At 75.1% G+C, this 24,564-nt stretch carries 20 protein-coding genes and 1 pseudogene; 11 read left to right on the forward strand and 10 right to left on the reverse strand.

Annotated elements, in window-relative coordinates; all coding sequences use genetic code 11:
• Nucleotides 1-14: 14 nt before the first annotated feature.
• On the reverse strand, nucleotides 15-1,484 hold the full coding sequence (locus AB0O19_RS03625; RefSeq protein WP_363617512.1) for an MFS transporter: 1,470 nt from the start codon (nucleotides 1,482-1,484) through the stop codon (nucleotides 15-17).
• 229 nt (nucleotides 1,485-1,713) lie between these two features.
• Between AB0O19_RS03625 and AB0O19_RS03630 the strand changes: the two genes are divergently transcribed.
• Entirely contained in the window at nucleotides 1,714-3,780 is a 2,067-nt protein-coding gene (locus AB0O19_RS03630; protein ID WP_363617514.1) for an MDR family MFS transporter, read from the forward strand.
• 11 nt (nucleotides 3,781-3,791) lie between these two features.
• On the opposite strand, the gene AB0O19_RS03635 is transcribed toward AB0O19_RS03630, so the two are convergent.
• Both AB0O19_RS03635 and AB0O19_RS03640 read right to left on the reverse strand, forming a co-directional pair.
• The gene (locus AB0O19_RS03635; RefSeq protein WP_363617516.1) at nucleotides 3,792-4,313 is read right to left on the reverse strand and encodes a GNAT family N-acetyltransferase; all 522 of its coding nucleotides are present in this window, start codon (nucleotides 4,311-4,313) and stop codon (nucleotides 3,792-3,794) included.
• Nucleotides 4,314-4,363: 50 nt separating this feature from the next.
• Entirely contained in the window at nucleotides 4,364-5,401 is a 1,038-nt protein-coding gene (locus AB0O19_RS03640) for an aldo/keto reductase (RefSeq protein WP_363617619.1), read from the reverse strand.
• 147 nt (nucleotides 5,402-5,548) lie between these two features.
• On the opposite strand from AB0O19_RS03640, the gene AB0O19_RS03645 reads away from it, so the two are divergent.
• Nucleotides 5,549-6,211, forward strand: coding sequence for a TetR/AcrR family transcriptional regulator (locus AB0O19_RS03645; protein WP_363617518.1), 663 nt, complete (start codon nucleotides 5,549-5,551; stop codon nucleotides 6,209-6,211).
• A gap of 606 nt (nucleotides 6,212-6,817) precedes the next feature.
• Here AB0O19_RS03645 and AB0O19_RS03650 read toward each other — a convergent pair.
• Nucleotides 6,818-7,369: pseudogene (locus tag AB0O19_RS03650) on the reverse strand (TerD family protein); the annotation flags it as partial.
• A gap of 207 nt (nucleotides 7,370-7,576) precedes the next feature.
• Here AB0O19_RS03650 and AB0O19_RS03655 point away from each other — a divergent pair.
• Nucleotides 7,577-8,836: a pyroglutamyl peptidase gene (locus AB0O19_RS03655; RefSeq protein ID WP_363617520.1), complete on the forward strand. Its 1,260-nt coding sequence runs from the start codon at nucleotides 7,577-7,579 to the stop codon at nucleotides 8,834-8,836.
• Between the two features lie 51 nt (nucleotides 8,837-8,887).
• Here the strand turns inward: AB0O19_RS03655 and AB0O19_RS03660 are convergent, their stop codons facing one another.
• The gene (locus AB0O19_RS03660) at nucleotides 8,888-9,388 is read right to left on the reverse strand and encodes an inorganic diphosphatase (RefSeq protein ID WP_363374548.1); all 501 of its coding nucleotides are present in this window, start codon (nucleotides 9,386-9,388) and stop codon (nucleotides 8,888-8,890) included.
• 107 nt (nucleotides 9,389-9,495) lie between these two features.
• Between AB0O19_RS03660 and AB0O19_RS03665 the strand changes: the two genes are divergently transcribed.
• The 4 genes from AB0O19_RS03665 (at nucleotide 9,496) to AB0O19_RS03680 (ending at nucleotide 13,338) form a co-directional block, all read left to right on the forward strand.
• Nucleotides 9,496-10,314, forward strand: coding sequence for a hypothetical protein (locus tag AB0O19_RS03665; protein WP_363617521.1), 819 nt, complete (start codon nucleotides 9,496-9,498; stop codon nucleotides 10,312-10,314).
• A 146-nt stretch (nucleotides 10,315-10,460) separates the two neighbouring features.
• Entirely contained in the window at nucleotides 10,461-10,670 is a 210-nt protein-coding gene (locus AB0O19_RS03670) for a ferredoxin (protein ID WP_363589618.1), read from the forward strand.
• The gene (locus AB0O19_RS03675; RefSeq protein ID WP_363617523.1) at nucleotides 10,660-12,027 is read left to right on the forward strand and encodes an FAD-dependent oxidoreductase; all 1,368 of its coding nucleotides are present in this window, start codon (nucleotides 10,660-10,662) and stop codon (nucleotides 12,025-12,027) included. Before AB0O19_RS03670 ends, AB0O19_RS03675 begins: the two co-directional genes overlap by 11 nt.
• A gap of 93 nt (nucleotides 12,028-12,120) precedes the next feature.
• Nucleotides 12,121-13,338 (forward strand): cytochrome P450, encoded by a 1,218-nt coding sequence (locus AB0O19_RS03680; protein WP_363617525.1) that lies wholly within the window; start codon nucleotides 12,121-12,123, stop codon nucleotides 13,336-13,338.
• Nucleotides 13,339-13,395: 57 nt separating this feature from the next.
• Here the strand turns inward: AB0O19_RS03680 and AB0O19_RS03685 are convergent, their stop codons facing one another.
• The 4 genes from AB0O19_RS03685 to AB0O19_RS03700 all read right to left on the reverse strand — a co-directional run bounded on the left by AB0O19_RS03685 (nucleotide 13,396) and on the right by AB0O19_RS03700 (nucleotide 18,128).
• A complete protein-coding gene (locus tag AB0O19_RS03685; RefSeq protein ID WP_363617527.1) occupies nucleotides 13,396-15,279 on the reverse strand; it encodes a CocE/NonD family hydrolase in 1,884 nt (627 codons plus the stop codon).
• A complete protein-coding gene (locus tag AB0O19_RS03690; RefSeq protein WP_363617529.1) occupies nucleotides 15,276-15,701 on the reverse strand; it encodes a cupin domain-containing protein in 426 nt (141 codons plus the stop codon). Before AB0O19_RS03690 ends, AB0O19_RS03685 begins: the two co-directional genes overlap by 4 nt.
• A gap of 161 nt (nucleotides 15,702-15,862) precedes the next feature.
• The gene (locus tag AB0O19_RS03695; RefSeq protein WP_363617531.1) at nucleotides 15,863-16,597 is read right to left on the reverse strand and encodes a Mut7-C RNAse domain-containing protein; all 735 of its coding nucleotides are present in this window, start codon (nucleotides 16,595-16,597) and stop codon (nucleotides 15,863-15,865) included.
• Nucleotides 16,598-16,862: 265 nt separating this feature from the next.
• Nucleotides 16,863-18,128, reverse strand: coding sequence for an MFS transporter (locus AB0O19_RS03700; RefSeq protein ID WP_363617533.1), 1,266 nt, complete (start codon nucleotides 18,126-18,128; stop codon nucleotides 16,863-16,865).
• Between the two features lie 329 nt (nucleotides 18,129-18,457).
• On the opposite strand from AB0O19_RS03700, the gene AB0O19_RS03705 reads away from it, so the two are divergent.
• Nucleotides 18,458-20,821 carry a molybdopterin cofactor-binding domain-containing protein gene (locus AB0O19_RS03705; protein WP_363617535.1) on the forward strand — a complete coding sequence of 788 codons (2,364 nt, stop codon included), beginning with the start codon at nucleotides 18,458-18,460 and terminating at the stop codon, nucleotides 20,819-20,821.
• A gap of 29 nt (nucleotides 20,822-20,850) precedes the next feature.
• Entirely contained in the window at nucleotides 20,851-21,315 is a 465-nt protein-coding gene (locus AB0O19_RS03710; protein ID WP_363617537.1) for a (2Fe-2S)-binding protein, read from the forward strand.
• A 53-nt stretch (nucleotides 21,316-21,368) separates the two neighbouring features.
• Here the strand turns inward: AB0O19_RS03710 and AB0O19_RS03715 are convergent, their stop codons facing one another.
• Nucleotides 21,369-21,761, reverse strand: a complete 393-nt coding sequence (locus AB0O19_RS03715) for a hypothetical protein (RefSeq protein ID WP_363588467.1) — start codon at nucleotides 21,759-21,761, stop codon at nucleotides 21,369-21,371.
• A 265-nt stretch (nucleotides 21,762-22,026) separates the two neighbouring features.
• On the opposite strand from AB0O19_RS03715, the gene AB0O19_RS03720 reads away from it, so the two are divergent.
• Nucleotides 22,027-23,283, forward strand: coding sequence for a hypothetical protein (locus tag AB0O19_RS03720; protein ID WP_363617539.1), 1,257 nt, complete (start codon nucleotides 22,027-22,029; stop codon nucleotides 23,281-23,283).
• A gap of 91 nt (nucleotides 23,284-23,374) precedes the next feature.
• The gene (locus AB0O19_RS03725; RefSeq protein WP_363617541.1) at nucleotides 23,375-24,538 is read left to right on the forward strand and encodes an alpha/beta hydrolase; all 1,164 of its coding nucleotides are present in this window, start codon (nucleotides 23,375-23,377) and stop codon (nucleotides 24,536-24,538) included.
• Nucleotides 24,539-24,564: the final 26 nt, after the last annotated feature.

Genomic DNA, 24,564 nt, shown 5'->3' on the forward strand with positions numbered 1-24,564 from the left:
GCCGGGAGCGGTGCTCACCCGTCGCGGCGGCCCGCCGCCACATCCGCCAGCGCCACCAGCAGCGCCGCCAGGACCAGGCCCGCCGCGACCGTCACGCCCAGCTGGAAGGCCAGCGCCCAGTCCGGGTGCGGGCCCTGGGCGTGGGCGAAGAAGACCGAGCCGACGATGGCGATGCCGACCGCCGAGCCGACCCGCTGGGCGGTCTGCAGGACGCCGCCGGCGCTGCCCGCCCGGGCGATCGGCACCCGCTGGAGGGTCAGGGTCTGGTTCGGGGCGATCACCAGCCCGCTGCCCACCCCGGCGACCAGCAGCGGCACCACCGTCGCCCAGCCGATCGCCGACCCCGACCACAGCTGCACCGCCAGGGCCGAGGCCAGCAGGCCGACCAGCACCAGCACCAGGCCGAGCAGCACCAGCCGGCGGCCGAGCCGGTGCACCAGCCGTCCGCCGATCGCCGCGGACACGCCCGAGCCCACCGCGAACGGTGTGACCGCCAGGCCCGCCGTCAGCGCCGAGTAGTGCAGGCCCGCTTGGAGGTAGAGCGTGAAGATGAAGAAGATCGCGGTGAACCCGGCGAAGTACACCAGCGACAGCGCCACTCCCGCCGCGTACGGGCGCACCGCGAACAGCGCCATGCTCACCAGCGGCTCCCGGCCCCGCGCGTAGTACCGCTCCCAGCCCACGAAGGCCCCCAGCAGCACCGCCGCCAGCGGCAGCAGCAGCCAGCGCGTCGAGCCGTGCCACTGCTGCGCCTGGACGAACGGCAGCAGCAGCGCGACCGTCCCGGCACCGAGCAGCAGCACCCCGACCGGGTCGAAGTCCCGGTGCCCGGCCCGCGAGGCCGCCGGCGGGGGCGGCGGGAGCAGCCGGTAGGCGATGGGCAGGGCGGCGACGCCGATCGGCAGGTTGACCAGGAACACCCAGCGCCAGCCGTTCTGCGGGCCGAACAGGTGGATCAGCAGACCGCCCAGCAGCGGGCCGACGGCGGTGGACAGACCGATGGTGGCGCCGAGCGCGCCGAAGGCCCGGCCGCGTTCGGCCCCCTGGAACAGGACCTGGATGAAGCCGGAGACCTGCGGCACCAGCACCCCGCCGGCCGCGCCCTGGAACAACCGGGCCAGCACCAGCCACTCCTGGTTCTGCGCCGCCCCGGCCAGCGCGCTGGCCGCGGTGAACAGGGCGAGCCCGGTGAGGAAGACGGCCCGGCGGCTGCGGGCGTCGCCGAGCCTCCCGGACGGGACCAGCACCAGGCCGAAGGCGAGCGCGTAGCCGCTGAGCACCCACTGCAGGCCGCTGTCGGACATGTGCAGCCCGGCCCGCACGGTCGGCAGGGCGACGTTGACGATGCTGACGTCCAGCAGCGTCATGAACCCGGCGACCAGGCAGACCGTCAGCGCCCGCCAGCGCCGCGCCTCGGCCCGCCGGCCCGCGGCGGAGGCGCCGGGCCGCTGTTCCGGGGTGCTGCACGGGGGTTGGGCCGTCATGGGAGCACCTTCCGGGCGTCCGGCGGTCGTCTGGCTTCGCGTCCGGCGGCCGGCCGTCGTCCGGCTTCCCGGTCCGGCTGCCCGCCCGCCGCGCGCGGCCCCCCTCCGAACGGCCATCGTGGACGGCGCGGCCCCGGAGCCGCCAGCCGGGCTGCGCCGCCCGCGCCGCCGCTCACCCGGACGGCCGAACCCGATCGCGGCCTCCCCCGGCGCCCCGGAGGCTGAGGACATGAACGCCGCCACCGAAACCCCGCCGACCGCCCCGCCGGTGCTGGACGCCCGGCAGCGCAACGTCGTCTTCGGCACCATCGTGCTCGGCATGCTGCTGGCCGCGCTCGACCAGACCATCGTCGGCACCGCGCTGCCCACCATCGTCGCGGACCTCGGCGGGGCCGCGCACATGTCGTGGGTGGTGACGGCCTACCTGCTGGCCGAGACGGTGGCCACCGTGCTGGCCGGCAAGTTCGGCGACCTGTACGGGCGCAAGCTGCTCTTCCAGATCTCGGCGGTCGTCTTCATCACCGGCTCGTTCTTCTGCGGCCTGGCGACCAACATGACGCTGCTGATCGCCTGGCGGGCGCTCCAGGGCATCGGCGCGGGCGGCCTGATGGTGACGGCCATGGCACTGATCGCGGACGTCATCCCGCTGCGCGAGCGCGGCAAGTACCAGGGCGCGATCGGCGCGGTGTTCGGCGTGGCGACGGTGATCGGGCCGCTGCTGGGCGGGCTGTTCACCGACCACCTGTCCTGGCGCTGGGCGTTCTACGTCAACGTGCCGATCGCGATCCTGGTGGTGATCGCGGCCGCCCGGACCATCCCCTCGGTGCGCTCGGCGGTGCGCCCGGTGATCGACTACCTGGGGATCGCACTGGTCGCGATCGGCGCCAGCGCACTGATCCTGGCGACCAGTTGGGGCGGCAACGAGTACGCCTGGGGCTCCGGGGTGATCATCGCCCTGTTCGCCGGCGGCGCCGTCGCCCTCGGGCTGTTCTGCTGGGTGGAGAGCAGGGCCGTCGAACCGATGCTGCCGATGCGGCTGTTCCGGAACCCGGTGTTCGCGGTCTGCTCGGTGCTCAGCTTCATCGTCGGCTTCGCGATGCTCGGCGCGCTGACCTTCCTGCCGACCTACCTGCAGTACGTCGACGGCGACTCGGCGACCGTCTCCGGCGTGCGGACGCTGCCGATGGTGATCGGGCTGCTGCTCGCCTCGATCGCCAGCGGCAACGCCGTCAGCAAGACCGGCAGGTACCGGGTGTTCCCGATCGTCGGCACCCTGGTGATGGCCGTCGGCCTCTACCTGCTCTCCCGGCTCGAACCCGGCACGGGCACCGCGCTCGCCTCCCTCTACATGTTCGTGCTCGGCGTCGGCATCGGGCTGAGCATGCAGGTGCTCACCATCGCCGTGCAGAACACCGTCGACTACGCGGACCTCGGCACCGCCACCTCCGGCGTGACCTTCTTCCGCACCATCGGCAGCTCCTTCGGCACCGCCGTGTTCGGCACCATCTACGCCAACAGCCTCAAGACCGAACTCGCCCGGGGCGTGGCCTCCTCGGCCCGCCTCACCGGCGCGGACCCGGCGCTGCTCACCCGGGCCGCCGAGAGCCCGCAGGGCCTGCACCGGCTGCCCGCCGCGCAGGCGGCCCCGATCGTCCAGGCCTACTCCGACGCCCTGCACACCGTGTTCCTGTGGACGGTGCCGGTCGCCCTGGTCGGGTTCGTGGTCGCGCTCTTCCTCAAGCAGGTGCAGCTGCGGGACACCGCCCGGGCCGGCTCCACCGACATGGGCGAGGGCTTCGCCCAGCCGACCACCAGCGACTCCGACCCGCACCTGGAGTACGCCGTCGGCAAGCTCGTGCACGGCGTGGACCTCGACACCGTCCGCTCGATCGTCGACGACGCCGACACCCGGGTCGACCTGGCCGGGGCCTGGGCGCTGATGGAGGTCGCCGGCCACACCAAGGCCGTCGGCCAGGCCTCCCTGGACCTCATCGCCGCCCGCAAGCGGGTGCCGCCCGAGGTCCTGGAGCCGGTCTTCGACCGGATGGCCGCCGAGGGCTACCTCACCCGCGACGGCGACCGGCTCTCCCCCACCGAGACCGGCTCCCAGGAGGTTCGCGTCCTCGCCCAGGCCTGGTCGGACTGGCTCAACGCCCGGCTGGACGCCGACGCCGGCCGCCCGCGCAGCCCCCAGCTGCGCACCGCGGCGACCGCCATCGCCTGGCGCCTGATGGTCGAGGACCTCGCCAACGGCCTTCCGGCCCACGCGCGTTCGAAGGACGCGGTGCGAACCTAGGCCGCCAGGACCTAGGGCTTCCTCGCCAGGATCAGTTCGCGCCGCACGCCGTCGGCCATCAGGTCGCCGGGCTCGTCGGTCTCGGCGAACCCGTTGCGGTGGTAGAGGGCGATGGCCGCGTCGTTGTCGGGGTTCACCGCCAGCTTGAGGGTGGTGAACCCCTGCTCGGCGGCCCAGCGGGCGATCGCGCCGATCAGCCGGTCCCCCACGCCCCGGCCGCGCGCCGCCGGGCCGACCCACAGGGAGATCAGCTCGGCGGCCGCCCCGCCCTCGTCGGCCGGGACTCCGCTGGCCATCGCGACCGGGCGGCCGTCCAGCACCGCGACCAGGTCGAGGGCGCCGGGGATCTCCAGGCGGGAGCGCCAGCGGGCCTCGTGGTCGCCGGCGCCCTGCCAGTCCGCCAGGGTGGAGCCGAAGGCGTACGGCGCCTCGGTCAGCGCGGCCAGGCGCAGCTCGCGCCAGAGCGCCCAGTCGTCGGAGCCGAGCCGGCGCAGTTCGGGTTCGGGCAGTTCGGGTTCGTGCAGTTCGGACATGGTGCGGACCTTGCCGCAGGCCGGGCGGCACGGCAAGCGGATTACCCGGTTCAGCCCACGAGCGGCGGGTTGAGGCGGGCGAAGGCCTCCTGCCGGCGGTAGGGGAAGTACGGGTACGGCGCGGTGCGGGCGCTGGCCGCGTCGAGCCGGGCGACCTGCTCGTCGGTCAGCGACCAGCCGACCGCGCCGAGGTTCTGCCGCAGCTGCTCCTCGTTGCGGGCGCCGATGATGACCGAGGAGACGGTCGGGCGGCGCAGCAGCCAGTTGATGGCGATCTGCGGGACGGTGCGGCCGGTCTCGGCGGCGATCCCGTCGAGCGCGTCGACCACCCGGTACAGCAGTTCGTCCTCGACCGGCGGGCCGTAGTCGGCGGTGTCGTGCAGCCGGCTGTCGGCCGGGAGCGGCCGGCCGCGCCGGATCCGGCCGGTGAGGCGGCCCCAGCCGAGCGGGCTCCACACCAGGGCGCCGACGCCCTCCTCCTGGGCGAGCGGCATCAGCTCCCACTCGTAGTCGCGGCCGACCAGCGAGTAGTAGACCTGGTGGGCGGCGTAGCGGGGGCGGCCGTAGCGCTCGGCGACGGCGAGGGACTTCATCAGCTGCCAGCCGGAGAAGTTGGAGACGCCGGTGTAGCGGAGCTTGCCGGCCCGGACGAGGTCGTCGAGGGTAGCCAGTACCTCCTCGATCGGGGTGCCGGCGTCGTAGGCGTGCAGTTGGAAGAGGTCGAGGTAGTCGGTGCCGAGGCGGCGCAGCGCGTCGTCCACGGCCCGGGTGAGGCGGGCCCGGGAGGTGCCGGCGTCCTGCGGGCCGTCGCCGGTCGGCAGGCCGGCCTTGGTGGAGACGAGCACCTGGTCGCGGCGGCCGCGGATAGCCTGGCCGAGGACCTCTTCGGAGGCGCCGTCGGAGTAGACGTCTGCGGTGTCGAAGAGGGTGACTCCGGCGTCGATGGCGATGTCGAGCAGGCGGCGGGCCTCCTGGACGTCGGTGGTGCCCCAGGCGCCGAACAGCGGTCCGCGGCCGCCGAAGGTGCCGGTGCCGAGGCTGAGCGCGGGGACCTTGAGGCCGGACGAGCCGAGTCGGCGGTATTCCATGGCGGTTGCCGTGCTGGTTGTCGTGTTGGTTGTCGTGTTGCTTTCCATGGCAGTTCTCCCCTCGGAGCCCTTAACGGGACTCCCATTCCGTTAGGATGGTTCGACCTTAGCAGGGCCCATCGACCTAATGGAACAGGAATCCCGTTAATGACTGCCGAGCCCTCCGCGCCGGACGCACCGGACACTCCGGACGCGCCGGAGACCCCCACACCCGGGACGCGGCGCCCCGGTGGCCGCACCGCCCGGGTTCGCACCGCCGTCCTGCGGGCCGCCGAGGACGCCCTGGTCGAGCGCGGCTTCAGCGGGCTCGACCTCGGCGACGTCGCCCAGCGGGCCGAGGTCGGCCGGACCACCGTCTACCGGCGCTGGGGCACCACCAGCGCGCTGGTCGCCGACCTGCTCGCGGACATGGCCGAGCAGTCACTGCCGCGCACCCGCAGCGGCTCCCTCGCCGAGGACCTGCGGGCCAACGCCCGGCTGGTCCAGCGCACCCTGGCCGACCCCCGACAGGGAGCGCTGTTCCGTGCGGTGATCGTCGCCGCCACCTGCGACCCTGACGCCGCCGAGGCGCTGCGGCACTTCTACCTGCGCCGGGTCGAGGAGTGGGCGCCGTGCGTCGCCGAGGCCGTCGAACGCGGCGAACTCCCGCCGGACACCGACGCGTTCGAGGTGGTCCGGGCCGTCTCCGCGCCGCTCTACTACCGGATGCTCACCACCGCCGAGCCGCTCGACGAGGCCGCCGCCGACCGCGCCGCGACCGCCGCCGAGGCGGCCGCCCGGGCGGGGGCGCACCGGCGGGAGAGCGCCTGACGGCGCCCGGGAACGCCGCCGGCCGCGCAGTTCGGCGAACTGCGCGGCCGGCGGGAGGGCTGGCGGTCCGGGGGCGACCCGGGGAGCGGCCTAGAAGAAGCTGTCGTCGTCGCCCTCGTAGTAGTTGTTCACAACCACCTCGGGCGTGTCGTCGCTGAACGCCTCGTTGAGCAGCGCGCCGCCGACCAGGCCGGCCGCGCCCGCGCCGATCAGCGCGCCGGTGCCGAAGCGGCGCCCGCCCTGGCCCGGCTGGCCCTGAGCGGGCTGGCCCTGGACCGGCTGCGGATAGCCCTGCTGGACCGGCTGCGGGTAGCCCTGCTGCGGGGTGTAGAACGGCGGCACGGTGGTCTGCACCCGCTGGGCGCAGGCGGCGCAGGTCTCGATCTGGCGCGGCACGCCCCACTGCGGCGACCACAGCACCGCCGTCGAGCCGAGGCCGTGCGAGGGGTCGAAGAAACACGTCACGGGGGAACTCCCTGGTCCTGGCTGGGTCATCGGGACAGCGGGCGCCACGGCGGGCACGGCGGGCGCCATGGCCGGCGCGGCGGGCACGACCGGAGCCGGCGGGGGCGCGGCGGGCGCGGGGGCGGCGGGTGCCGGTTGCAGGACGTCCACCCCGAAGTCGGCGGCGATACCCGCGAGCCCCGACGCGTACCCCTGCCCGACGGCCCGGAACTTCCAGTCCGCACCGTGCCGGTACAGCTCGCCGAACACCATCGCCGTCTCGCTGCCCGCCTCGGCCGCCACGTCGTAGCGGGCCGTCTCGGCGCCGCCCTCCGGGTCGGTGAGCCGGATGTACGCGCCGCGGACCTGGCCGAAGCTCTGGCGCCGCTGCACCGCGTCGTAGACCGCGACCGCGAAGACGATCTTCTCCACCCCGGCCGGGACGTCCGCGAGCCGGACGTCGATCCGCTCCTGGTCGTCGCCGCCAGCGGCGCCGCCCTGGTGGCGGACCGAACCGTCCGGGCTCTGCAGGTTGTTGAAGAAGACGAAGTGCTGGTCCGAGACGACCTTCCCGGAGGCGTCGCAGAGCAGGGCGCTGGCGTCCAGGTCGTACCCGGCGCCGGCCGTCCAGCCGAGGCCGACCCGTACGACCCGCAGCCCGGGGGCCTGCTTGCCCAGGGAGACGTTGCCGCCCTTCGTCAGGGCCACACTCATGGGACTCCTCCGCAACCGTTCGAATTACCGCTGTTTCCGCTGTTCGACCACGACAACGCTGTAGAGCTCGCGCCGGTTCCCGACTTCCCGTCAGTACTGGACGGGACGTTCCAGCAGGCCACGGGCCCGCGGCGCGGCCTTGCCGGCCGGGGCGCTCGGGCGGTGCGCCCTGGCGGGGCATCGACCCCCGACCTATTGTCAGGTGACATGACACGCCTTCGTCGCGCCGCCACCCTGGCCGCCGCCCTCACCGGCACCCTCGCCGCCCTGCTCGCCCCGGCCGCCGCCCAGGCCGGCCCGGCAGCCTGCCAGATCGTCGGCACCGCCCCGGTGGACACCGAACAGGCCCGGCTCCAGGACCAGCGGACGACCGCCTTCACCGAGCGCTCCGGCCTGCGCGACCTGCTCCGGGGCTTCCCCGCCGCCCTGTGCGCCGCCCGGAACACCCGGCAGGCGGAACGGGTGGCGGGCGCCTGGGGCCGGGCGCTCTGGCAGGCCGGGGTGGACCGGGCCCAGGGCCGGCGGCCCAGCGGCGAACTCCCCGCCCGCGACGACCGCCCGCTGTACTGGACCAGGCTCGCCATGACCGTCCAACTGGCCCGCTGGCAGCCCGGGTTCGACGTCGACCCGGCCGACCTCCGGGCCCGCTTCGAGGACGCCTCCCGGGGCCTCGACGACGGCTTCACCGCCGCGCCCGGCGTCCGGCGGATCTTCGTCAGCGGCTTCGACCCGTACGGCCTCGACACCGAGCCGCGCCGCGCCAACCCCTCCGGCGCGGCCGTGCTGCAACTGCACGGACGGCGGATCACCCTCGCCGACGGCAGCCCGGCCGAAGTCCGGGCCGTCCTGCTGCCGGTCCGCTACGGCGACTTCGACGACGGCGTCGTCGAGCGCGCCTTCGGCCCGCACCTCACCCCCGGCCCGCAGGCCGCCGACCTGATCACCAGCATCAGCCAGGGCTACCCGGGCCTGTTCACCCTGGAGGCCTGGGCCGGGCGGGCCCGCTCCGCCGATCCCGCCACCGACAACACCGGCACCCTCTCCGGCGGCACCCGGCAGCACCCGGTCACCGCCCCGGGCCTGGACGACGGCCCGGAGTTCATCCGCACCACCCTGCCCACCGACGCCATGACGGCCGTCCAGCAGCCCTACCCCGTCCGCCTCAACACCACCGTCACCGAGATCCCCGAGGGCGGCGTCGACCCCGTCGACCGCGCGGACGGCCCCACCCCCGGCTCCCGCGCCGTCGCCGGTGGCGGCGGCGGGTACCTCTCCAACGAGGTCGCCTACCGCTCCAACCGCCTGCGCCTCGACCTCGCCCCCGACCTCCCCGGCGGCCACCTGCACACCCCCGTGCTCACCGGCCTGCCCGCCCAGCAGGACCGCCTCACCGCCCCGGAGTTCGAGCAGAACGAGGCCGCCATCGCCGACCAGGTCCGCGAGATCCTGCGCCACGCCCGGTTCTGAGCCCCGGTGCCGCGCCCGGTTCTTGAGCCCCGGGCGCGGCGGGGACGGCTACTACACCGGCCGGGCGAAGCGCGTCCCCGCCGCGCGCGCCCGGGACTCGGCGATCTGCGCGTACGCGGCCTCCCGGTCCGCCCAGTGCGAGCCCTCGACCGACTTGCCGCGCTCCAGGTCCTTGTAGACCTGGAAGAAGTGGGTGATCTCCAGCAGGTCGAACTCGCGCAGGTCGCCGATGTCGCGCAGGTCGCCGTAGCGCGGGTCGTGGGCGGGGACGCACAGCACCTTCTGGTCCGGCCCGCGTTCGTCCCGCATCACCCACATGCCGACCGCCCGGCAGGTGATCACGCACCCCGGCACGGCCGGTTCGCCGCCGAGCACCAGCGCGTCCAGCGGCTCCGCGTCGCCGCCGAGGGTGCCCTCGACGTAGCCGTAGTCCACGGGGTAGCGGGTGGCGGTGAACAGGGTGCGGTCGAGGCGGATCCGGCCCGCCGCGAAGTCCATCACGTACTTGTTCCGCGACCCCTGCGGGGTCTCGATCAACACCTCGAACTCCACCGCCGCCTCCTCCTCTGCGCCTGGGGAGATTGTCCGCCGTCCCGGCCGTCCGGGCACCCTCCGCAAACGCCCTCCGCGGCCCGCTGGGGTCCGTTAGCATCCGGATCATGGGGAGTTGGCGTGTCACCGTCCAGGACCATCACCGGCGCAGCGGCGGGCGGCCGCAGGGGCGCCCGGAGGGGCCGCTGGCCCGCCACGGCGGCCTGGCGCTGTACGGGCGGGACGGCGAGATCAGCTGCGTCGACGCCGAGGGCCTGGTCCGCTGGCGCCGCCCCTGCGCGGGGCGCCCGAACGCGGCCCACCTCTCCGGCGGCCGGGCGCTGGTCACCACCGACTCCTTCGAGTACACCGCCTGGGGCCACCTCGGCCCGGCCCTGCTGCTGGACCTCGACGACGGCGCCCTGGTCGCCGAACTGCGCGGCGAGCGCGGCACGGCCCTGGGCGGCGGCCGCTTCGTGCTCGGCCTGGAGGGCTACGGCGCCTTCGACACCTGGGCCTACGACCGGGACGCCACCCTGGTCGACTCCTGGCGCAGCTACGGCCACTACGTGGTCGGCGGCGGCCTGCGCGTCGTCGAGACCGACCGCCGCCGGCCGACCGGGAGCCGGGTGGTGCGGCTGCTGCCCGGCGGGGGGATCGAGAGCGGCCCGCTGCTCGCCGACCCGCAGGCCCCCGCGCCGGTGGTGCTGGCCGACGGCACCGTCCTGGTGCTGGACGCGGGGGTGCTGCGCGCCGTCGGGCGCGACCTCGACACCACCGTGCTCGCCGAGTTGCTCCCGCTGTCCGGCGACGACCTGCACCGGTTCACCGGCACGCTGCGCCGCACGGCCGACGGCCTGACCGTGACGCTCGTGGAGCGCCACCCGACCCGGATGGGCGGCTACACGACCCACCGCTGGACCCTCGGGCTGGAGTCGCCGAACTAGGGCGTGTCCGGCCGGGCGAACTGCTCTCCCGGCCCCCGGCGTTCCCCGGCGGCCACTCTCCGCGACCGCTCCCACGGAGCAGTACCGGGCGCGGGGCCGCTCCGGCGGCGGTAGGACGGACACAGACGTGCCCGGGAGGAGAGACCGTGAAGATCGTCGTCGACCTCAACCGCTGCCAGGGCTACGCGCAATGCGCGTTCCTCGCTCCCCGAGTGTTCGAGCTGCACGGGGAGGAGGCCCTGCTCTACACCCCGCAGGCCGCCGAGGACCAGCGTGACCGCGTCCGGCGGGCCGTCGCGGCCTGCCCGGTGCAGGCCATCGTGGTCGAGGAGGAGGGCCGGTCCGATGTCCGATGACCTCAAGAACGGCCGGATCGTCATCGTCGGCGCCTCGCTGGCCGGCCTGCGCGCCGCCGAGACGCTACGGGACGAGGGCTTCGCCGGGCAGCTGACCGTGGTCGGCGAGGAACGCCTTCCCCCGTACGACCGGCCGCCCCTGTCCAAACAGGTGCTGCTCGGGCGGGTGCGCGCCGAGGAGACCGCGCTGCCCCGGCGCCGCGAGGTGGACGCGCAGTGGAAGCTCGGCGTCCGCGCCACCGGTGTGGACGGGGCCGGCAGGCAGGTCCTGCTCGCGAACGGCGAGCAGCTGCCCTACGACCGGCTGCTGATCGCCACCGGCACCCGGGCCAGGCCCTGGCCGAAGGCCGAGCAGGCCGCACTCGACGGGGTGTTCACCCTGCGCACCGCCGAGGACGCGGCCGGCCTGGCCGAGCGGCTGGACGCCGGCCCGAAGCGGGTGCTGGTGATCGGCGCCGGGTTCACCGGCTCCGAGATCGCCTCCGCCTGCCGGGAGCGCGGTCTGGCGGTGACCGTCGCCGAGCGCGGCCCCGCCCCGCTGGTCGGGGCCCTCGGCGGGGCCTTCGGCGCCCTCGCGGCCAAGGTCCAGCTCGCCCACGGCGTCGACCTGCGCTGCGGGGTGACCGTCTCCGCGCTGACCGGCCGAGCGGGCCGGCTCACCGGCGCCGAGCTCTCCGACGGCACCCGGATCGAGGCGGACGTCGCCGTGGTCGCCCTGGGCGCCGTCCGCAACACCGAATGGCTGGCCGAGTCGGGGCTCGCCGCCGGTCCGCGCGGGGTGGCCTGCGACGCGGGCTGCCGCGCCTTCAACATGTACGGGATCGTCACCGACGACGTCTTCGTCGCGGGCGACGTCGCCCGCTTCCCGCACCCCCTCTTCGAGTACCAGCTGCTCTCCCTCGAACACTGGGGCAACGCGGTCGCGCAGGCCGAGGTGGCGGCGCACAACATGGTCAGCCCGGGGCCGCAACGGCGGCCGCACCTGAGCGTCCCCTCCTTCTGGTCCAGCCAGTTCGGGCTCAACATCAAGTCCGTCGGCGTGCCCACCTTCTCCGACCACGTGGTCCTCGCCCAGGGCTCGGTCGAGGAGCGCCGGCTCGTCGCGGTCTACGGGTACCGGGGCCGGATCACGGCCGCCGTCAGCGTGAACCGGGCCAAGTGGCTGGAGCACTACCAGCGGCTGATCGAGGCCGCCGCGCCGTTCCCGCCCGACTGGGACGGCGTGGAGCCGCCCGCCTCCCGCATCCCGGTCCCCTCCGACGTACCCGACCCGAAGGTGCTCTCGCACGGCCCGACCGTCGCCCTCACCGGCCACCTGCCCGACCGGCGGCTGACCCTGCGGCGCTGGGGCGGCTGAGCCCACCCGCCACCGCTCGACGGGCGCACGCCCACCGGGCCCCGCCGCCCGTCGAGGACCACTACCGCCGCCACCCCCGAGGAGCCACCGCGCATGGCCGCCGCCGACACCCTGTTCCGCCGGATCACCGACTACGCCAACCGCGCCGACCCCTACCCCCTGTACGCCGAGCTCCGCGACCACGGCGTGGCCCGCCAGGACGACGGCAGCTACCTGGTCGGCACCTACCACGAGGTCGCCGCGCTGCTGCACGACCCGAGGATCAGCTCGGACCGCCGCAACCGCACCGTCCCGGACGAGATGCAGGGCAGCGTCCCGGTCGCCTTCATCGGCCGGGACGACCCCGAGCACGAACGGCTGCGCAGCATCGCCATGCGGCCCTTCGGCCCGCCCCACGCGCCCGACCGGGTCGACGCCATGCACGACGAGATCGCGCGGATCACCGGGGAACTGGTCGACGGGCTCCGGGGCCGCGACCGGATCGACCTGGTCGAGGACTTCGCCTACCCGCTGCCGGTCACCGTCATCTGCCGGCTGCTCGGCGTGCCGCGCGAGGACGAGCCGCGGTTCCACGCCTGGTCCGAGACACTGATCGCGGGCTTCGACCCCACTCCCGACAGCGATCCGACCGAGCGCCAGCGCGCGGCCACGCAGGCCCGGATGGAGATGGGGCTGTACCTCGGCGAACTCGCCGAGAGCCGCCGGGGCAAGCCGTCCGACGACATGCTCTCCGCCTTCGTCAACGACCCCGGCCCGTCGGGCGGCTTCACCCAGACGGAGCTGATGGCCACCGCGGTCCTACTGCTCATCGCCGGGCACGAGACGACCGTCAACCTGATCACCAACGGCGTGCTCACCCTGCTGCGCCAGCCGGAAAGCCTGGAACTGCTGCGCGACAAGCCGGAGTTGATGCCGCGCGCGGTGGAGGAACTGCTGCGCTACGAACCCCCGGTCCAGCTGTTGCCGCAGCGCACCGCGCTCACCGACATCGAGGTCGCCGGGGTCACCGTCCCCAAGGGCGCGCCGCTGATCCTGGTGCTCGCCGCCGCCAACCGGGACCCTCTGCGGTTCCGGGAGCCCGACCGCTTCGACCCGAACCGCCCGGACAACCAGCACCTCGGCTTCGGCAGCGGCGTGCACAGTTGCTTCGGCGCACCGCTCGCCAGGGTCGAGGCGCAGCTCGCGCTCACCGCGCTCATCCACCGTCTGGACGGCCCCCGGCTGCTCCAGGACCCGCCCGAGTACCGGCGCAGCCCCGTCCTGCGCGGGCCCCGGCACCTGCCGCTCGCGCTGTCCGGCGTCAGGGACTGAGCAGCCCGGGCCCGGGAGGCCGATGCCGCCTCCCGGGCCCGGGCACGTTCGGCGGCGCTACGGGGTGCCGCGCACCACCGGCAGCTCCAGGAAGGACGGGTCGGCTCCACCGTGCCCGATCCGGTAGCTCGCCCGGCCGTCGGCCGGGAGCAGTTGGAAGGAGTCCGGGTTGGCGGCGGCGACGGTGAGCCGGATCCGCTCGCCGGCCCGGAAGAGCACCGCGACGGGTTGCAGGTCGATGGTGACCTGACGGGCCCGGCCCTGCGGGAAGGGCGCCGCGTCGGCGGCCGCGTAGCTGCGGGGCGTGCGCAGCCGGCGCCAGTCGGGGTTGTCGTCCCGGTCGGCCACGGCCCGGTCGGCGAGGGCGAGTTGGCCCTCGGTCAGGTAGGTGACCCGGCCGTCGGGGGTGACGTCCTCCAGGTAGACGTGCAGGGCGCCCTGGGCGGTGCCGTCGAGGCCGGTGACGTCGAGCGTGACGCGGCCGTTGCCGGTCACCCGGGTGTCGCCGGTCAGCGGCGGGGTGGTGTAGCTGAGGAGTTCGGCGTCCACGGCGGCCCGGTCGGGGTAACTGACCTGGTTGCCGGTGAGGTTGGCGTTCCAGCGGTCCAGCGGGCCGGTGCCGGCGGTGGGGTCGAGGCGCAGCAGGTCGGTGCCGGGGCGGTCGTCCGGATCGGGCCGCCGGCGGCTGAGCGTGGTGCCCTCGCCGAGGTAGAGCCGCTGCGGGCGGGTGCCGGGCAGCGGCCAGCGGGTGGTGGTGCGCCAGACACCCTCGTTGAAGGTGTAGTAGTGCAGGTGCCGGGTGCCGTCGGGGCGGCCGTCGGCCCGCACGTAACGGTCGAAGAAGTCGAACGTCCGCTGGGCGATCTGGGCGCGTTCCTGGTCGGTGAGGTGGCGGGCGGGCTGGAAGGGGTCGGCGAGGTAGCCCTGGCCGTGGCTCCACGGGCCGATCCAGGCGTCCTGGGTGTTGGAGAGGCCGGTGAACTGGGAGAGCACGCCGTTGGCGGTGCCCGCGTCGAGCCAGCCGGCGTCGGTGAGCACGGGGACGCCGCCGGCCTCGACGGCGTCGGCCTTCTCGCCGACGCTGCCGACCGTCCAGCTCTTCGGGCCGTCCCGGTAGTCGCGGTACACGCCGGCCTCGGCCATGTCGACCAGGTTGGCGTTGCCCGCGTGCTCGGCGCGCGCGGCGGCGAGCAGGGCCGGTCCGTCCGGGCCGTCGACCGGCCGGGGCACGGCGCCGGTCAGGCCGGTGGCCGCGCAGGCCTGCCGGGTCTGCTCGTCGGTGTCGCAGGTGGTGCCGCCGGCCTGGTCGAGGATGCGCAGCAGCAGCGCGTACGGGGCGATCCGGGGTTCGATGAGCAGGCCGCCGGGGCGCACCAGGTCCTCGTACGGATCGAAGTCGTAGGAGATCGGGGCGGCGGCGGTGATGTGGTGGTTGCCGAGGGCGGTGGCGAGCATCGCGGTGTCGCCGCCGTAGGAGACGCCGGTGGTGCCGACCCGGCCGTTGGACCAGGGCTGGGCGGCGATCCAGTCGCTGAGCGGGCCGCTGTCGGCGACGGTGTCGGCGCCGAGTTCGGAGCTCAGGGTGCCGAAGGAGGCGCCGGTGCCGCGCAGGTCGGCGACCACGTAGGCGTAGCCGTGGGCGTTCCAGCCGTCGGCGTCGCTGCTGCGGCCGCCGTCGCCGGGTGCGCCGGGGTAGACCCGGGCCCGCCAGTAGCGCTGGGTGACCAGGACGGTGGGCAGGTTCGCACCGTCCCTGGTGCCCTCGGGCAGCCAGACGTCGACGGCGAGGCGGACGCCGTCGGGCATCGTCACGTAGCGCGACTGGAGGTGCGGCTCGGCGGCCGGGGCGGCCGCGGCGGGCGCCACCGCGAGTCCGAGCACGGCCGCGGCCGCGACCAGCGCCGCCAGCGGGCGGCGCTGGATCCCCCCTACCCGGCTCACCGGGAGGTCGCCTTCCAGGGGCCTTCCTCGGGCCTGGCCTCGGTGTCGGTGCCGGGCCAGGGCGGCATGGTGACGGCGGCGATCCGCAGCGGCCGGTCGGCGTCCTCGTCGGCCCGGAACTGGAACGCCGTACCGAGCGGGATCGAGGCCGCCGTCCCGGGCACGAGCCGGACGGTCTCCTCCCGCCCGCCCTGGCGGCGCCACAGTTCCCCGGCGCCCTCGACGACCTGCCACAGCTCCTGCACGGTGGCGTGCGACACCGCGTGCGACACCTGCCCGGGGGCGAGCTCGAACACCGCGAGGCTCCCCTGTCCGTCCAGGACCAGCAGCGGGAACACCGCGGCCCCGTCCGGTGCGGTCACCACCTGGACGTCACCGACGTCCGCTGTCTGGAACGGTTGCTGCGCTGGCTGACTGGTCATCCGACCCGGCCTCTCTCGCGTCACGGAGTACCTTGGTCTCGCCCCCCACCGCCGATGAGAACACGCCCCGGCGCCCGGCCGCCACCCTGAGATGTCCCGTAGTTCGACGCGTCGGCCCCGCGCCGGTCCGACGGTGGCCCCGCGCCGGCCACGCGCCGGTCTCAGCCGCCGGCGGGCGTGCCGAACTCGCGGAGGGCGTCGGTGACGATCGCGTCCAGCCGGGCGTGGTGGGCGCCGCGCCAGTAGGCCTGGCCGCAGTCGACGCACTGGGCGAAGACGTCGTAGGAGCGCTCGGTGCCGTCCCGCAGCTGCTCGCGCACCGAGGTCTTGTCGGCCTCGCGCAGCGTGCCGTTGCAGGTGGTGCAGCGGCTCCACGGATCGAGCGGGGGCGCGAAGCGGGAGAGCACGTCGCGCAGCTGCTCGTTGGGGCGGTGGCTGTAGACGTAGGCGCCGGCCCACAGTTCGCGGCGGCGCAGCAGGCCCCGGTCGCGCGAGAGCAGGACGCGCTGCTCGGCGGCGGAGCGGGCGGCGAGCGCGGCGTCGCCGATGTCCGGGTTCTCGTAGGCGGCGTCGACGCCGAGCAGGCGCAGTCGGCGGGTGAGGGTGCCGAGGTGGACGTCCAGCAGGAAGCGCGGCGGGGCGGGCGAGGGCTGCGGCCGGTCCACGGCCCGGACGGTGACGTGTTCCTCGTCGACCGGCACGTGCGACCCGGGCACCGGCCGGCCGTCCACCAGCAGGGTGCCGACCTCGGTGAGCGGGACGCCCAGGGACTCGACGACATGGCCGAGCGTCGAGGTGCCGTCGGTGCGCAGCGCCGAGCGGCCGGCCCGCCGGGGCCCGGAGACGAAGAGGTGCAGCTCGGGGGCGAAGTCGAGCCAGATCTGGGGTCGGTCCACGCGGCCAGCATGCCAGCGGGCGGCGGCCCGGGCCACCGGTTTCCGGTCAGCCGTCGGAGCATTCTCGGGCGGGCTCGCGGCGGCGGCGGCCGGCGCGGGCCCCGACCGGGGCTGAGCAGCCGGTTCGGGGCGGCGCGCAGGGGCGTCGAGAAGGGGCGTCGAGGAGGGCGCCGGGTCGGCGGGGAAAGCCGGTGCGGGGCGCCGGGTCGGCGGGGAAAGCCGGTGCGGGGCGCCGGGTCGGCGGGGAAAGCCGGTGCGGGGGCCGCTACGGGACTGCGACAGCGGAGGTGACCGGCGCCGGGCGGCCCCGGTCGCGGTCCCGCTCGGCCCAGCGGACGACCGGCCCCATCGCGTACCCGGCCGCCAGGAAGAGGCCGCCCAGGACGAGCCAGCCCGCGAGCCCGCCGTCCAGCAGCAGGGTGGTCAGCAGCAGCGGCCCGAGGGTGCGGGCGACGGCCACGCCGGTGCCGAAGAAGCCCTGGTACTGGCCGATCCGCTCGGGCGGGGCGAGGTCGAAGCTGATCTGCCAGGAGCCCGCCGACTGCCGCATCTCGCCGATCACCTGGAGGACGGAGGCCACCACCAGCAGCGCGGCGACCGCCCACACCGGGACGTCCAGGGCCGACAGGCCGAACACCGCGCAGGAGGCGAGCAGCACCAGCCCGGCCGAGCGGACGGCCCGTGCGGCCGGGCCCAGGCCGGTGACGCCGCGCGCCGCCCGGACCTGGAAGGCCAGCACGGCCAGGGTGTTGAGGACGAACAGGGCCGAGCCGAGCCAGCCGATCCCGGGCGCCCGGTCGGCGATCCAGAGCGGGATGACCAGGCTGAGCAGCGGCATCCGCAGCAGCAGCACGGTGTTGACCAGCGCGACGGCGGCGTACCGGCGGTCGCGCAGGACGGCCAGCCGGGGCCCGGCGCCCGACCGGGCCGGGGCGGGCGGGGCTTCGGGCAGCCGCAGCAGGATCAGCGCACCGGCCAGGAAGCCGAGCGCCGTCACCACGAAGGCGCCGAGGAACGCGGCCCGGGTGCCGACGGTGAGCGCGATGCCGCCGATGGCGGCGCCGACGGCCAGCCCCCCGTTGAGGGTCGACTGGAGGTGGGCGAGCAGCCCGGTGCGCTGGGCGGGCGGCACCAGGGTGGCGACCAGCGCCTGCCGGGCGGCGGTGAGCCCGGACTGCGTCGTGGCGTAGAGGCAGACCGCGACCAGGAACGGCCCGTAGGAGCGGACCACCAGGAAGGCGGCGACCACCACCGCCGTGGCCAGGGCGAGCGCCACGGCCGTCCGGCGCGGGCCGCGGCGGTCGGCGAGGGCGCCGAGCGGGACGCCCGCCAGCGCGCCGAGCGCCCAGGCCACGGCGAGGCCGGCGCCGAGAGCGGTCGCCGACATGCCGACGACGTGGGTGAAGTAGAGCGCGGAGCAGGTGTAGTAGGCGCCGTCGCCGACGGAGCTGGCCAACTGGGCTGCGGCGAGGGTCCGTTGGGGCCCCGGGGGCGGGATGAGGGCGGGCGCCGGGGCGCTGCTGGTCGACACGGGTCTCCTGGCTGGGGGCGGCGCGCGGGCCGGGTGTTCGCAACGGGTTCACGGCCCAGCCTAGGCAGGAGGCGGACCGGCGGTAAGGTCCAGTGATCACGGAACTCCTTGGTCCACTTCCGGGCCCCACCGCACCGGCGGGCGAGCGCTGAACCCCCGTACGACGGCGGCGGATCGCTCCTCCCGCGGGCCCGGAACCGGCCCCGGCCGTACCGCCGCCGCGCCCTCCGTACCCGCTCCGAATCCGCCTCGCCCAGCGGCCTTCGGGCGTCACCGACCCCGCCGAAGGGCCAAGTTTTGCCGTATTGACCGGTCAGTAACGCCCTCCTATGCTCAACGGCGTTCGCGATCCGGCACCGGGCCCGGCGCCGCCGTGCCCGCCCGATCCGCCGCCGTCATCGGCTCGAAGGGCTCTTCCCATCAGCACCTCCATCGCCCGCTCGGACGACACCGGCCACTCGGGCAACGCACGGGACGGCGCCGGCACCCGCCGCCGCCGTTTCCTCACCTACCTGCTGGCCGCCCCGACCCTCACCGTCGGCGCCCGGCTCGGCCTCGACGCCGCCGCGCCCGCCACCGCGCGGGCCGCCGTCCGCGCCGCCGCGGCCGCCCAGGACGCCGCCGCCCCCTCGCAGTTGATCGGCCTGCCCGGCATCCCGGACATCCTCGACCTCGGCGACGCACTGATCGTCGCCGGCCTGCCGACCTCGCACCTGCTCGTGCTGGAACTCACCGCCGCCGGGCGCGCCGTGCTGCACCTGCCCCGGCTGGAGGTCGGCCAGGGCCTCACCACGGCCATCGCGATGCTCGTCGCCGAGGAACTCGACGCCCGGATCGGCGACGTGGACGTGCCGCTCTCCGACGGCCGCCCCGAACTGCTCTTCAACCAGCTGACCGGCGCCTCCAACTCGGTGCGCTCGCTGTACGACCCGGTGCGCGCCGCGGCCGCCGCCGCCCGCGCCCGGCTGGTGACCGCCGCAGCACGGCGCTGGAACGTTCCGGCAGACACCCTGCGCACCGCCGACTCCGCCGTCCTGGCCCCCGACGGCCGCCGCGCCGGCTACGGCGACCTCGCCGCCGAGGCCACCGCCGTCGCCCTCCCCGCCGTGTCCAGCTCCCCCAAGACCGCCGACCAGTTGCGCCTGGTCGGCCGGCCCACCGGCCGGATCGACGCCCGCGACATCGTCACCGGCCGCGCCAAGTACGCCGGGGACCTCGCGATCCCGGGCGCCGTCCCCACCGTCGTCGCCCGCCCGACCACCATCAACGGCACGCTCAGGACCCTGGACGCCTCGGCCGCCCGCGCCATGCCCGGCGTGCTCGGCGTGGTCCGGATCCCCAGCGGCGTCGCCGTCCTCGCCGAGACCTTCGACCAGGCGCTCAAGGCCCGCGACGCGCTGCGCACCTCCTGGAACCCGGGCCCGGTCGCCAACCTCTCCACCCCCGACATCCGCGCCCAACTGCGCGCCGCCCACGCGCCGTTCCTCATCCCCCCGCTGCTCACCCAGTACCTGGACGGCGAATTCGACTTCGCCTTCGTCAACCACGCGCCGATGGAGGTGCTGACCGCCGTCGCCGACGTGCGGCCGAACCGGGCCGAGCTGTGGTTCGCCGCGCAGGCGCCGATCGTCGCCCAGCAGGCCATCGCCGCCGAACTCGGCCTCCCGCAGAACGCCGTGACCGTCCACGTGGTGCGCGGTGGCGGCTCGTTCGGCCGGCGGCTGTTCTTCGACGCCGCCCTGGAGGCCGCCCAGATCTCCAAGGCCGCGGGCCGACCGGTCAAACTCATGTGGACCCGCAACGACGACATGCGCCACGGCCGGATGCGCCCGGCCAGCCACCACCGGATCCGGGCCACCTACGCGCTCGGCCAGGTGCTCAGCTACGAGCACCGCGCCGCCACCGTCAAGACCGACTTCCGGCACGGCCTCGGCGAGATGCTCACCGCCGCCGGCTTCAACCTCTCGCTCGCCGGGCTCAGCCTCGCCCAGGCCTTCTTCCTGCTCAGCGAGAAGAACCCGTACAACGTCGGCATCCCCACCCAGCTGCTCGCCGAAGTGCCGCTGGACGTTCCCACCGGCAGCTGGCGGTCGGTCTACTCCGGCACCGTCCGGGTCGCCGACGAGATCATGATGGACGAACTCGCCCGCCGGATGGGCCAGGACGCCGTCGCGTTCCGCCGCGCCCGGCTGCGCAGCGCCGCCGGCCGGGCCGTCCTCGACACCGTCGCCAAGGCCGGCGGCTGGGGCCGCCCGATGCCCCCCGGCCACGCCCAGGGCATCGGCTACCACGACGAGAACAGCGGGTGCGCCGCCTACCTCGTCGAGCTCGACGCCACCGACCCGGCCGACCCCCGGGTCACCAAGGCCGTGATCGCCGCCGACGTCGGCCGGGTCATCAACCCCCGGGGCCTGGAAGCCCAGCTGACCGGGGCCCTGATCGACGGCATCTCGGTCATCCTGCAAGCCGGCAACCACATCGACAACGGGGCCGTGCGCGAGGGCAGTTACGCCGACTTCCGGTACGCCCGACAGCGGCACACCCCGCCGGCCGTCGAGATCCACCTCATGCCGCCGAGCGGAGCGCCCGGCGGCGCCGGCGAGCTGGGCGTCCCGGCGGCCTCCGCCGCGGTCGCCAACGCCTACGCGCGCGCGACCGGCACCAGCCCGCGCTCCTTCCCGATCAACTTCTGACTCCCCCAGCCAAGGAACCCCACCACCCCATGCCCACCCACACCTTCGTCCTCAACGGGCACCCCGTCACCGTCGAGGCCCCGGACGACATGCCGCTGCTCTGGGTGCTGCGCGACAAGCTCGGCGTCACCGGCCCCAAGTACGGCTGCGGGGTGGGCGTCTGTCGCGCCTGCACAAGCCACCTGGACGGTGAGGAGTTCCAGCCCTGCACCCGCTCCGTCAAGGACTGCGAGGGCCACCGCGTCACCACCATCGAGGGCCTGGCCGACGGCGACACCCTGCACCCCGTCCAGGAGGCCTGGCTCGGCTGCGACGTCGCCCAGTGCGGCTTCTGCCAGCCGGGCCAGATCATGACCGCCGTCGCCCTGCTGCGCCGCACCCCGAACCCGACCGACGCGGACATCGACCAGATCCAGAACATCTGCCGCTGCGGCAGCTACCCGCGCATCCGCGAGGCCATCAAGCAGGCGGCGGCCCGGCAGGTGTCCGGCTGACGGCACGCCGCCCCGCCCGGGGCACGGGCGGGGCGGACGGGTTCAGCCGGTCGTCAGCACGCCCGCAGGCCGTTGTGGAAGTACCAGTTGCCGTCGGCGTACGCGCCGTAGACGTAGGCCGGTCCGAAGAAGTTGCCGTTCGTCCCGCCCACCTGGTACCAGACGTTGCCCTGGCTGTTGATGTCCTCGCCCCTGATCCAGCACTCGATGTAGATCTCGTCGGACGACCACGTGTACGATCCCAGGTCGCCGGCGACCTTGGCCGTCCAGGAGTACTGCTGCGCGTAGACGCCCACACCGTGGCCGCTCGCGTGGTAGCGGAGCGCGTACCAGCCGTCGGCGAACGCGCTGCCCTCCGAGACGCCCACCGCGCCGGCGGCCAGCGCCACCACGGCCGCCGCGGTCGCGCCACGGCGGCCGATCTTCTTGAGGATGCCCTTGGCCATGTCGATTCCCCTGTTCGGTCGGACCGTTGCGCCGCCCCGTTGGCCGCGGCGACTGGGACAGCTGACCCGACTTCCCACGGTGTTCGGTACCGCCTGACGGAAACTGACAACACCTGACACCGGCCGACGCCCGCCCCGAACACCCCGTCCTGCCAACCGGAGTCCGTCGATCACGTAACGCCGCAGCCACGCGTCACTATGATCCGTACGCGACAAGCAGACACCGGTCGCCGTTGGATCTGACATCTGACAACAGGGGGACGCCATGGCGGAACAGGAGTCGCAACCCGCGGAGAGCGAGCAGGCCCCGAGCGCGGCGGAGGCCCTCGCCGCCGACCTGCGCCGGTTGCGTCTGGGGGCGGGCCAGCCCTCGTTCCGCACGATGGCGAAGACGGCCGGCTCCATCTCCCACACCACGCTCCACGAGGCGGCCTCCGGCTCGCGCCTCCCGTCCTGGACCACGACCAGGGCCTACGTCCGGGCCTGCGGCGGCGACGAGGCCGAGTGGCACCGCCGGTGGACCGCCGCCGCCGACGAGGGGGCGGCCCAACCTGCCCCACCGACCCCACCGGTCGAGCCCTCGGGACCACCGGTCGCCGCGAACACCACGGCCGACACCCCGGCCGACGCCAGGGCCGACCGCACGGCCGCCTCCGCCGCCGAGCCCCCGGCCGCACCGGGCCGGGGCCGCCGCCGGATCTGGACCCACGCGTTCTGCCTGCTCCTCGGCGTGGCGCTCGGCGTCGGCAGCACGCTCGGCGTGGTCGGCTTCCGCGCACCGGACGCCCCGCCGCCGTCCGCGCACGGCTGCCCGTCCGGGGACACCGAGTCCGCGCCCGCCGAAGCGGCCGCCCGCCCCGCGCCGGGCCCGCGGCCGGCGGCGGCACGAACGGCCGCCGACGACGGCGCACCGTCCTGGGCCTCTCGGATCGCCTTCGACCAGCAGGCCGTCTCCAGTACCGAGATCGTCCTTCCGGTGCTCTCCCCCGTCACCCCGGGTGACGCCCTGGTGGTCACGATGATGCTGACCAGCACCTGTCCCGGCGCGGTCACGGTCACCGACAGCCAGGGCGACCGCTTCCGGATCGTCGGGGACGTCACCGACTCGCTCCGGCACCGGGTGCTCCTCCTCGCGGCCTTCGGGGCGTCCGCACTGACCGCGGAGGACTCGATCCGCGTCGCCCACCCGCGGGCGAGCAAGTACCACGTCGCCGTCGACGAGTTCCGCGGCGTCTCCGCCGTCCGGTCGGTCGGCCGCGCCTCCGGTGACGCCGGCGGGACCACCTTCTCCACCGCGGCCAACGCCGCCGCCTGCGCGCCGGGCGACCTCCTGGTGGGCACGGTCGGCAGCAACAGCGGCAGCGCCCCCGAGTTCGGCACCAGTTGGACCAGCCTGCCCGCCCTGCGGCTCTCCTCCTACCGCCTCACCACCGCCCACCGGATCGCGACGGATCCGGACCACTGCGCCGCCACCGGGCAGACCACCTCGCAGTGGGGCGCCGTCCTCGCCGTCCTGCGCTGACCGCCCCCACCGCTCCGCCACCCCTGGCCCGGCCGGTCCGGACCACTTAGGCTGACCGCACCTCAACCACCCCACCACCGAGGGATGCTGGATGATCAGGCGCCGTTCACTGCTGGCACTCGCGGGCCTGGGCGGCGCCGCAGCCCTGCTGCCCACCGGGCCCGCCCAGGCCTCTCAGACCAATACCGCTCAGACCGCCCGGCCGCGCGCCATCGACCTGCCCGCCCCCACCACCGGTCGCCCGGTCGGCACGACCACCCTGCACCTGGTCGACCGCGATCGCCCGGACCCGTTCGTGCCCGCCGCCGGCCCGCGTGAGCTGATGGTGCAGCTCTGGTACCCGGCACGCGCCACCGCCGGCCGCCCCCGCGCGCCGTACACCACGCCCCGGGTCGCCGCCGCCATCGATCAGCGCCTGCCGCTGGATCCGGGCACCATCGCGGCCGTCCGCCCCACCGCCCGTACCGACGCGCCCGCGCTCCCCGGCCCGCTCCCCCTGCTGCTGCTCGGCCACGGCCGCACCGGCTTGCGCAGCAACTGCACCGCGCTGGCCGAGGAGTTGGCCGCCCACGGCTACCTCGTCGCGTCGGTCGACCACACCTACGACGCCCTCGCCGTCGAGTTCCCGGACGGCCGGCTGGTGCGCACCGTGCTGGAGGACGAGCCGGCCGACTGGGAGGCCTCCGAGCGCCGCGAGATCGCCGCCCGGGTCGCCGACCTCCGCTTCGTCACCACCGAACTGACCGAGCGCCAGGACCGTTTCCGCGTCGACGGGGGCCGGATCGGCGCGCTCGGCCACTCGATGGGCGGCTCGGCGGCCGCCGAGGCGATGCGCCAGGACGAGCGGTTCCGGATCGGCCTCAACCTCGACGGCGGCCTGTTCGGCTCGCCCGTTCCCGACCTCGGCCTGGACCGGCCCTTCCTCCTGCTCACCTCCCTCGCCGACCACGAGACCTGGCAGCGCTGGCGCAGCCACCAGCACGCCTGGGGGAGGCAGTTGCACACCTTCGGCGCCGGCCACCTCAGCTTCACCGACCTGCCGCACGCCACCCTCCCCGGCAACCTGCCGGGCCACCTCCCCGCCGACACCTACGCCGCCCTGCTCGGCACCATCGCCCCCGCCCGGGCGACCGCGCTCACCCGCGCCTACACCCGGGCGTTCGCCGACCACTTCCTCCGCGGCCGCCCCGCGCCCCTCCTCGACGGCCCGTCACCGCGCTTCCCGGAGGTCGAACTCCGCTGGAGCCGCGACTGACGCCCGGCCGGGGCCGCGACCTCGGA

Origin of the sequence: Kitasatospora sp. NPDC091276, assembly GCF_040684355.1 — a bacterium.
Classification (GTDB): domain Bacteria; phylum Actinomycetota; class Actinomycetes; order Streptomycetales; family Streptomycetaceae; genus Kitasatospora.

What these genes read in the sequence shown, in the direction of transcription:
- AB0O19_RS03625 (WP_363617512.1), bottom strand. Translation starts at nt 1,484, where the DNA reads ATGACGGCCCAACCCCCGTGCAGCACCCCGGAACAGCGGCCCGGCGCC.
- AB0O19_RS03630 (WP_363617514.1), top strand. Translation starts at nt 1,714, where the DNA reads ATGAACGCCGCCACCGAAACCCCGCCGACCGCCCCGCCGGTGCTGGAC.
- AB0O19_RS03635 (WP_363617516.1), bottom strand. Translation starts at nt 4,313, where the DNA reads ATGTCCGAACTGCACGAACCCGAACTGCCCGAACCCGAACTGCGCCGG.
- AB0O19_RS03640 (WP_363617619.1), bottom strand. Translation starts at nt 5,401, where the DNA reads ATGGAATACCGCCGACTCGGCTCGTCCGGCCTCAAGGTCCCCGCGCTC.
- AB0O19_RS03645 (WP_363617518.1), top strand. Translation starts at nt 5,549, where the DNA reads ATGACTGCCGAGCCCTCCGCGCCGGACGCACCGGACACTCCGGACGCG.
- AB0O19_RS03655 (WP_363617520.1), top strand. Translation starts at nt 7,577, where the DNA reads ATGACACGCCTTCGTCGCGCCGCCACCCTGGCCGCCGCCCTCACCGGC.
- AB0O19_RS03665 (WP_363617521.1), top strand. Translation starts at nt 9,496, where the DNA reads ATGGGGAGTTGGCGTGTCACCGTCCAGGACCATCACCGGCGCAGCGGC.
- AB0O19_RS03675 (WP_363617523.1), top strand. Translation starts at nt 10,660, where the DNA reads ATGTCCGATGACCTCAAGAACGGCCGGATCGTCATCGTCGGCGCCTCG.
- AB0O19_RS03680 (WP_363617525.1), top strand. Translation starts at nt 12,121, where the DNA reads ATGGCCGCCGCCGACACCCTGTTCCGCCGGATCACCGACTACGCCAAC.
- AB0O19_RS03690 (WP_363617529.1), bottom strand. Translation starts at nt 15,701, where the DNA reads ATGACCAGTCAGCCAGCGCAGCAACCGTTCCAGACAGCGGACGTCGGT.
- AB0O19_RS03705 (WP_363617535.1), top strand. Translation starts at nt 18,458, where the DNA reads ATGCTCAACGGCGTTCGCGATCCGGCACCGGGCCCGGCGCCGCCGTGC.
- AB0O19_RS03710 (WP_363617537.1), top strand. Translation starts at nt 20,851, where the DNA reads ATGCCCACCCACACCTTCGTCCTCAACGGGCACCCCGTCACCGTCGAG.
- AB0O19_RS03715 (WP_363588467.1), bottom strand. Translation starts at nt 21,761, where the DNA reads ATGGCCAAGGGCATCCTCAAGAAGATCGGCCGCCGTGGCGCGACCGCG.
- AB0O19_RS03720 (WP_363617539.1), top strand. Translation starts at nt 22,027, where the DNA reads ATGGCGGAACAGGAGTCGCAACCCGCGGAGAGCGAGCAGGCCCCGAGC.
- AB0O19_RS03725 (WP_363617541.1), top strand. Translation starts at nt 23,375, where the DNA reads ATGATCAGGCGCCGTTCACTGCTGGCACTCGCGGGCCTGGGCGGCGCC.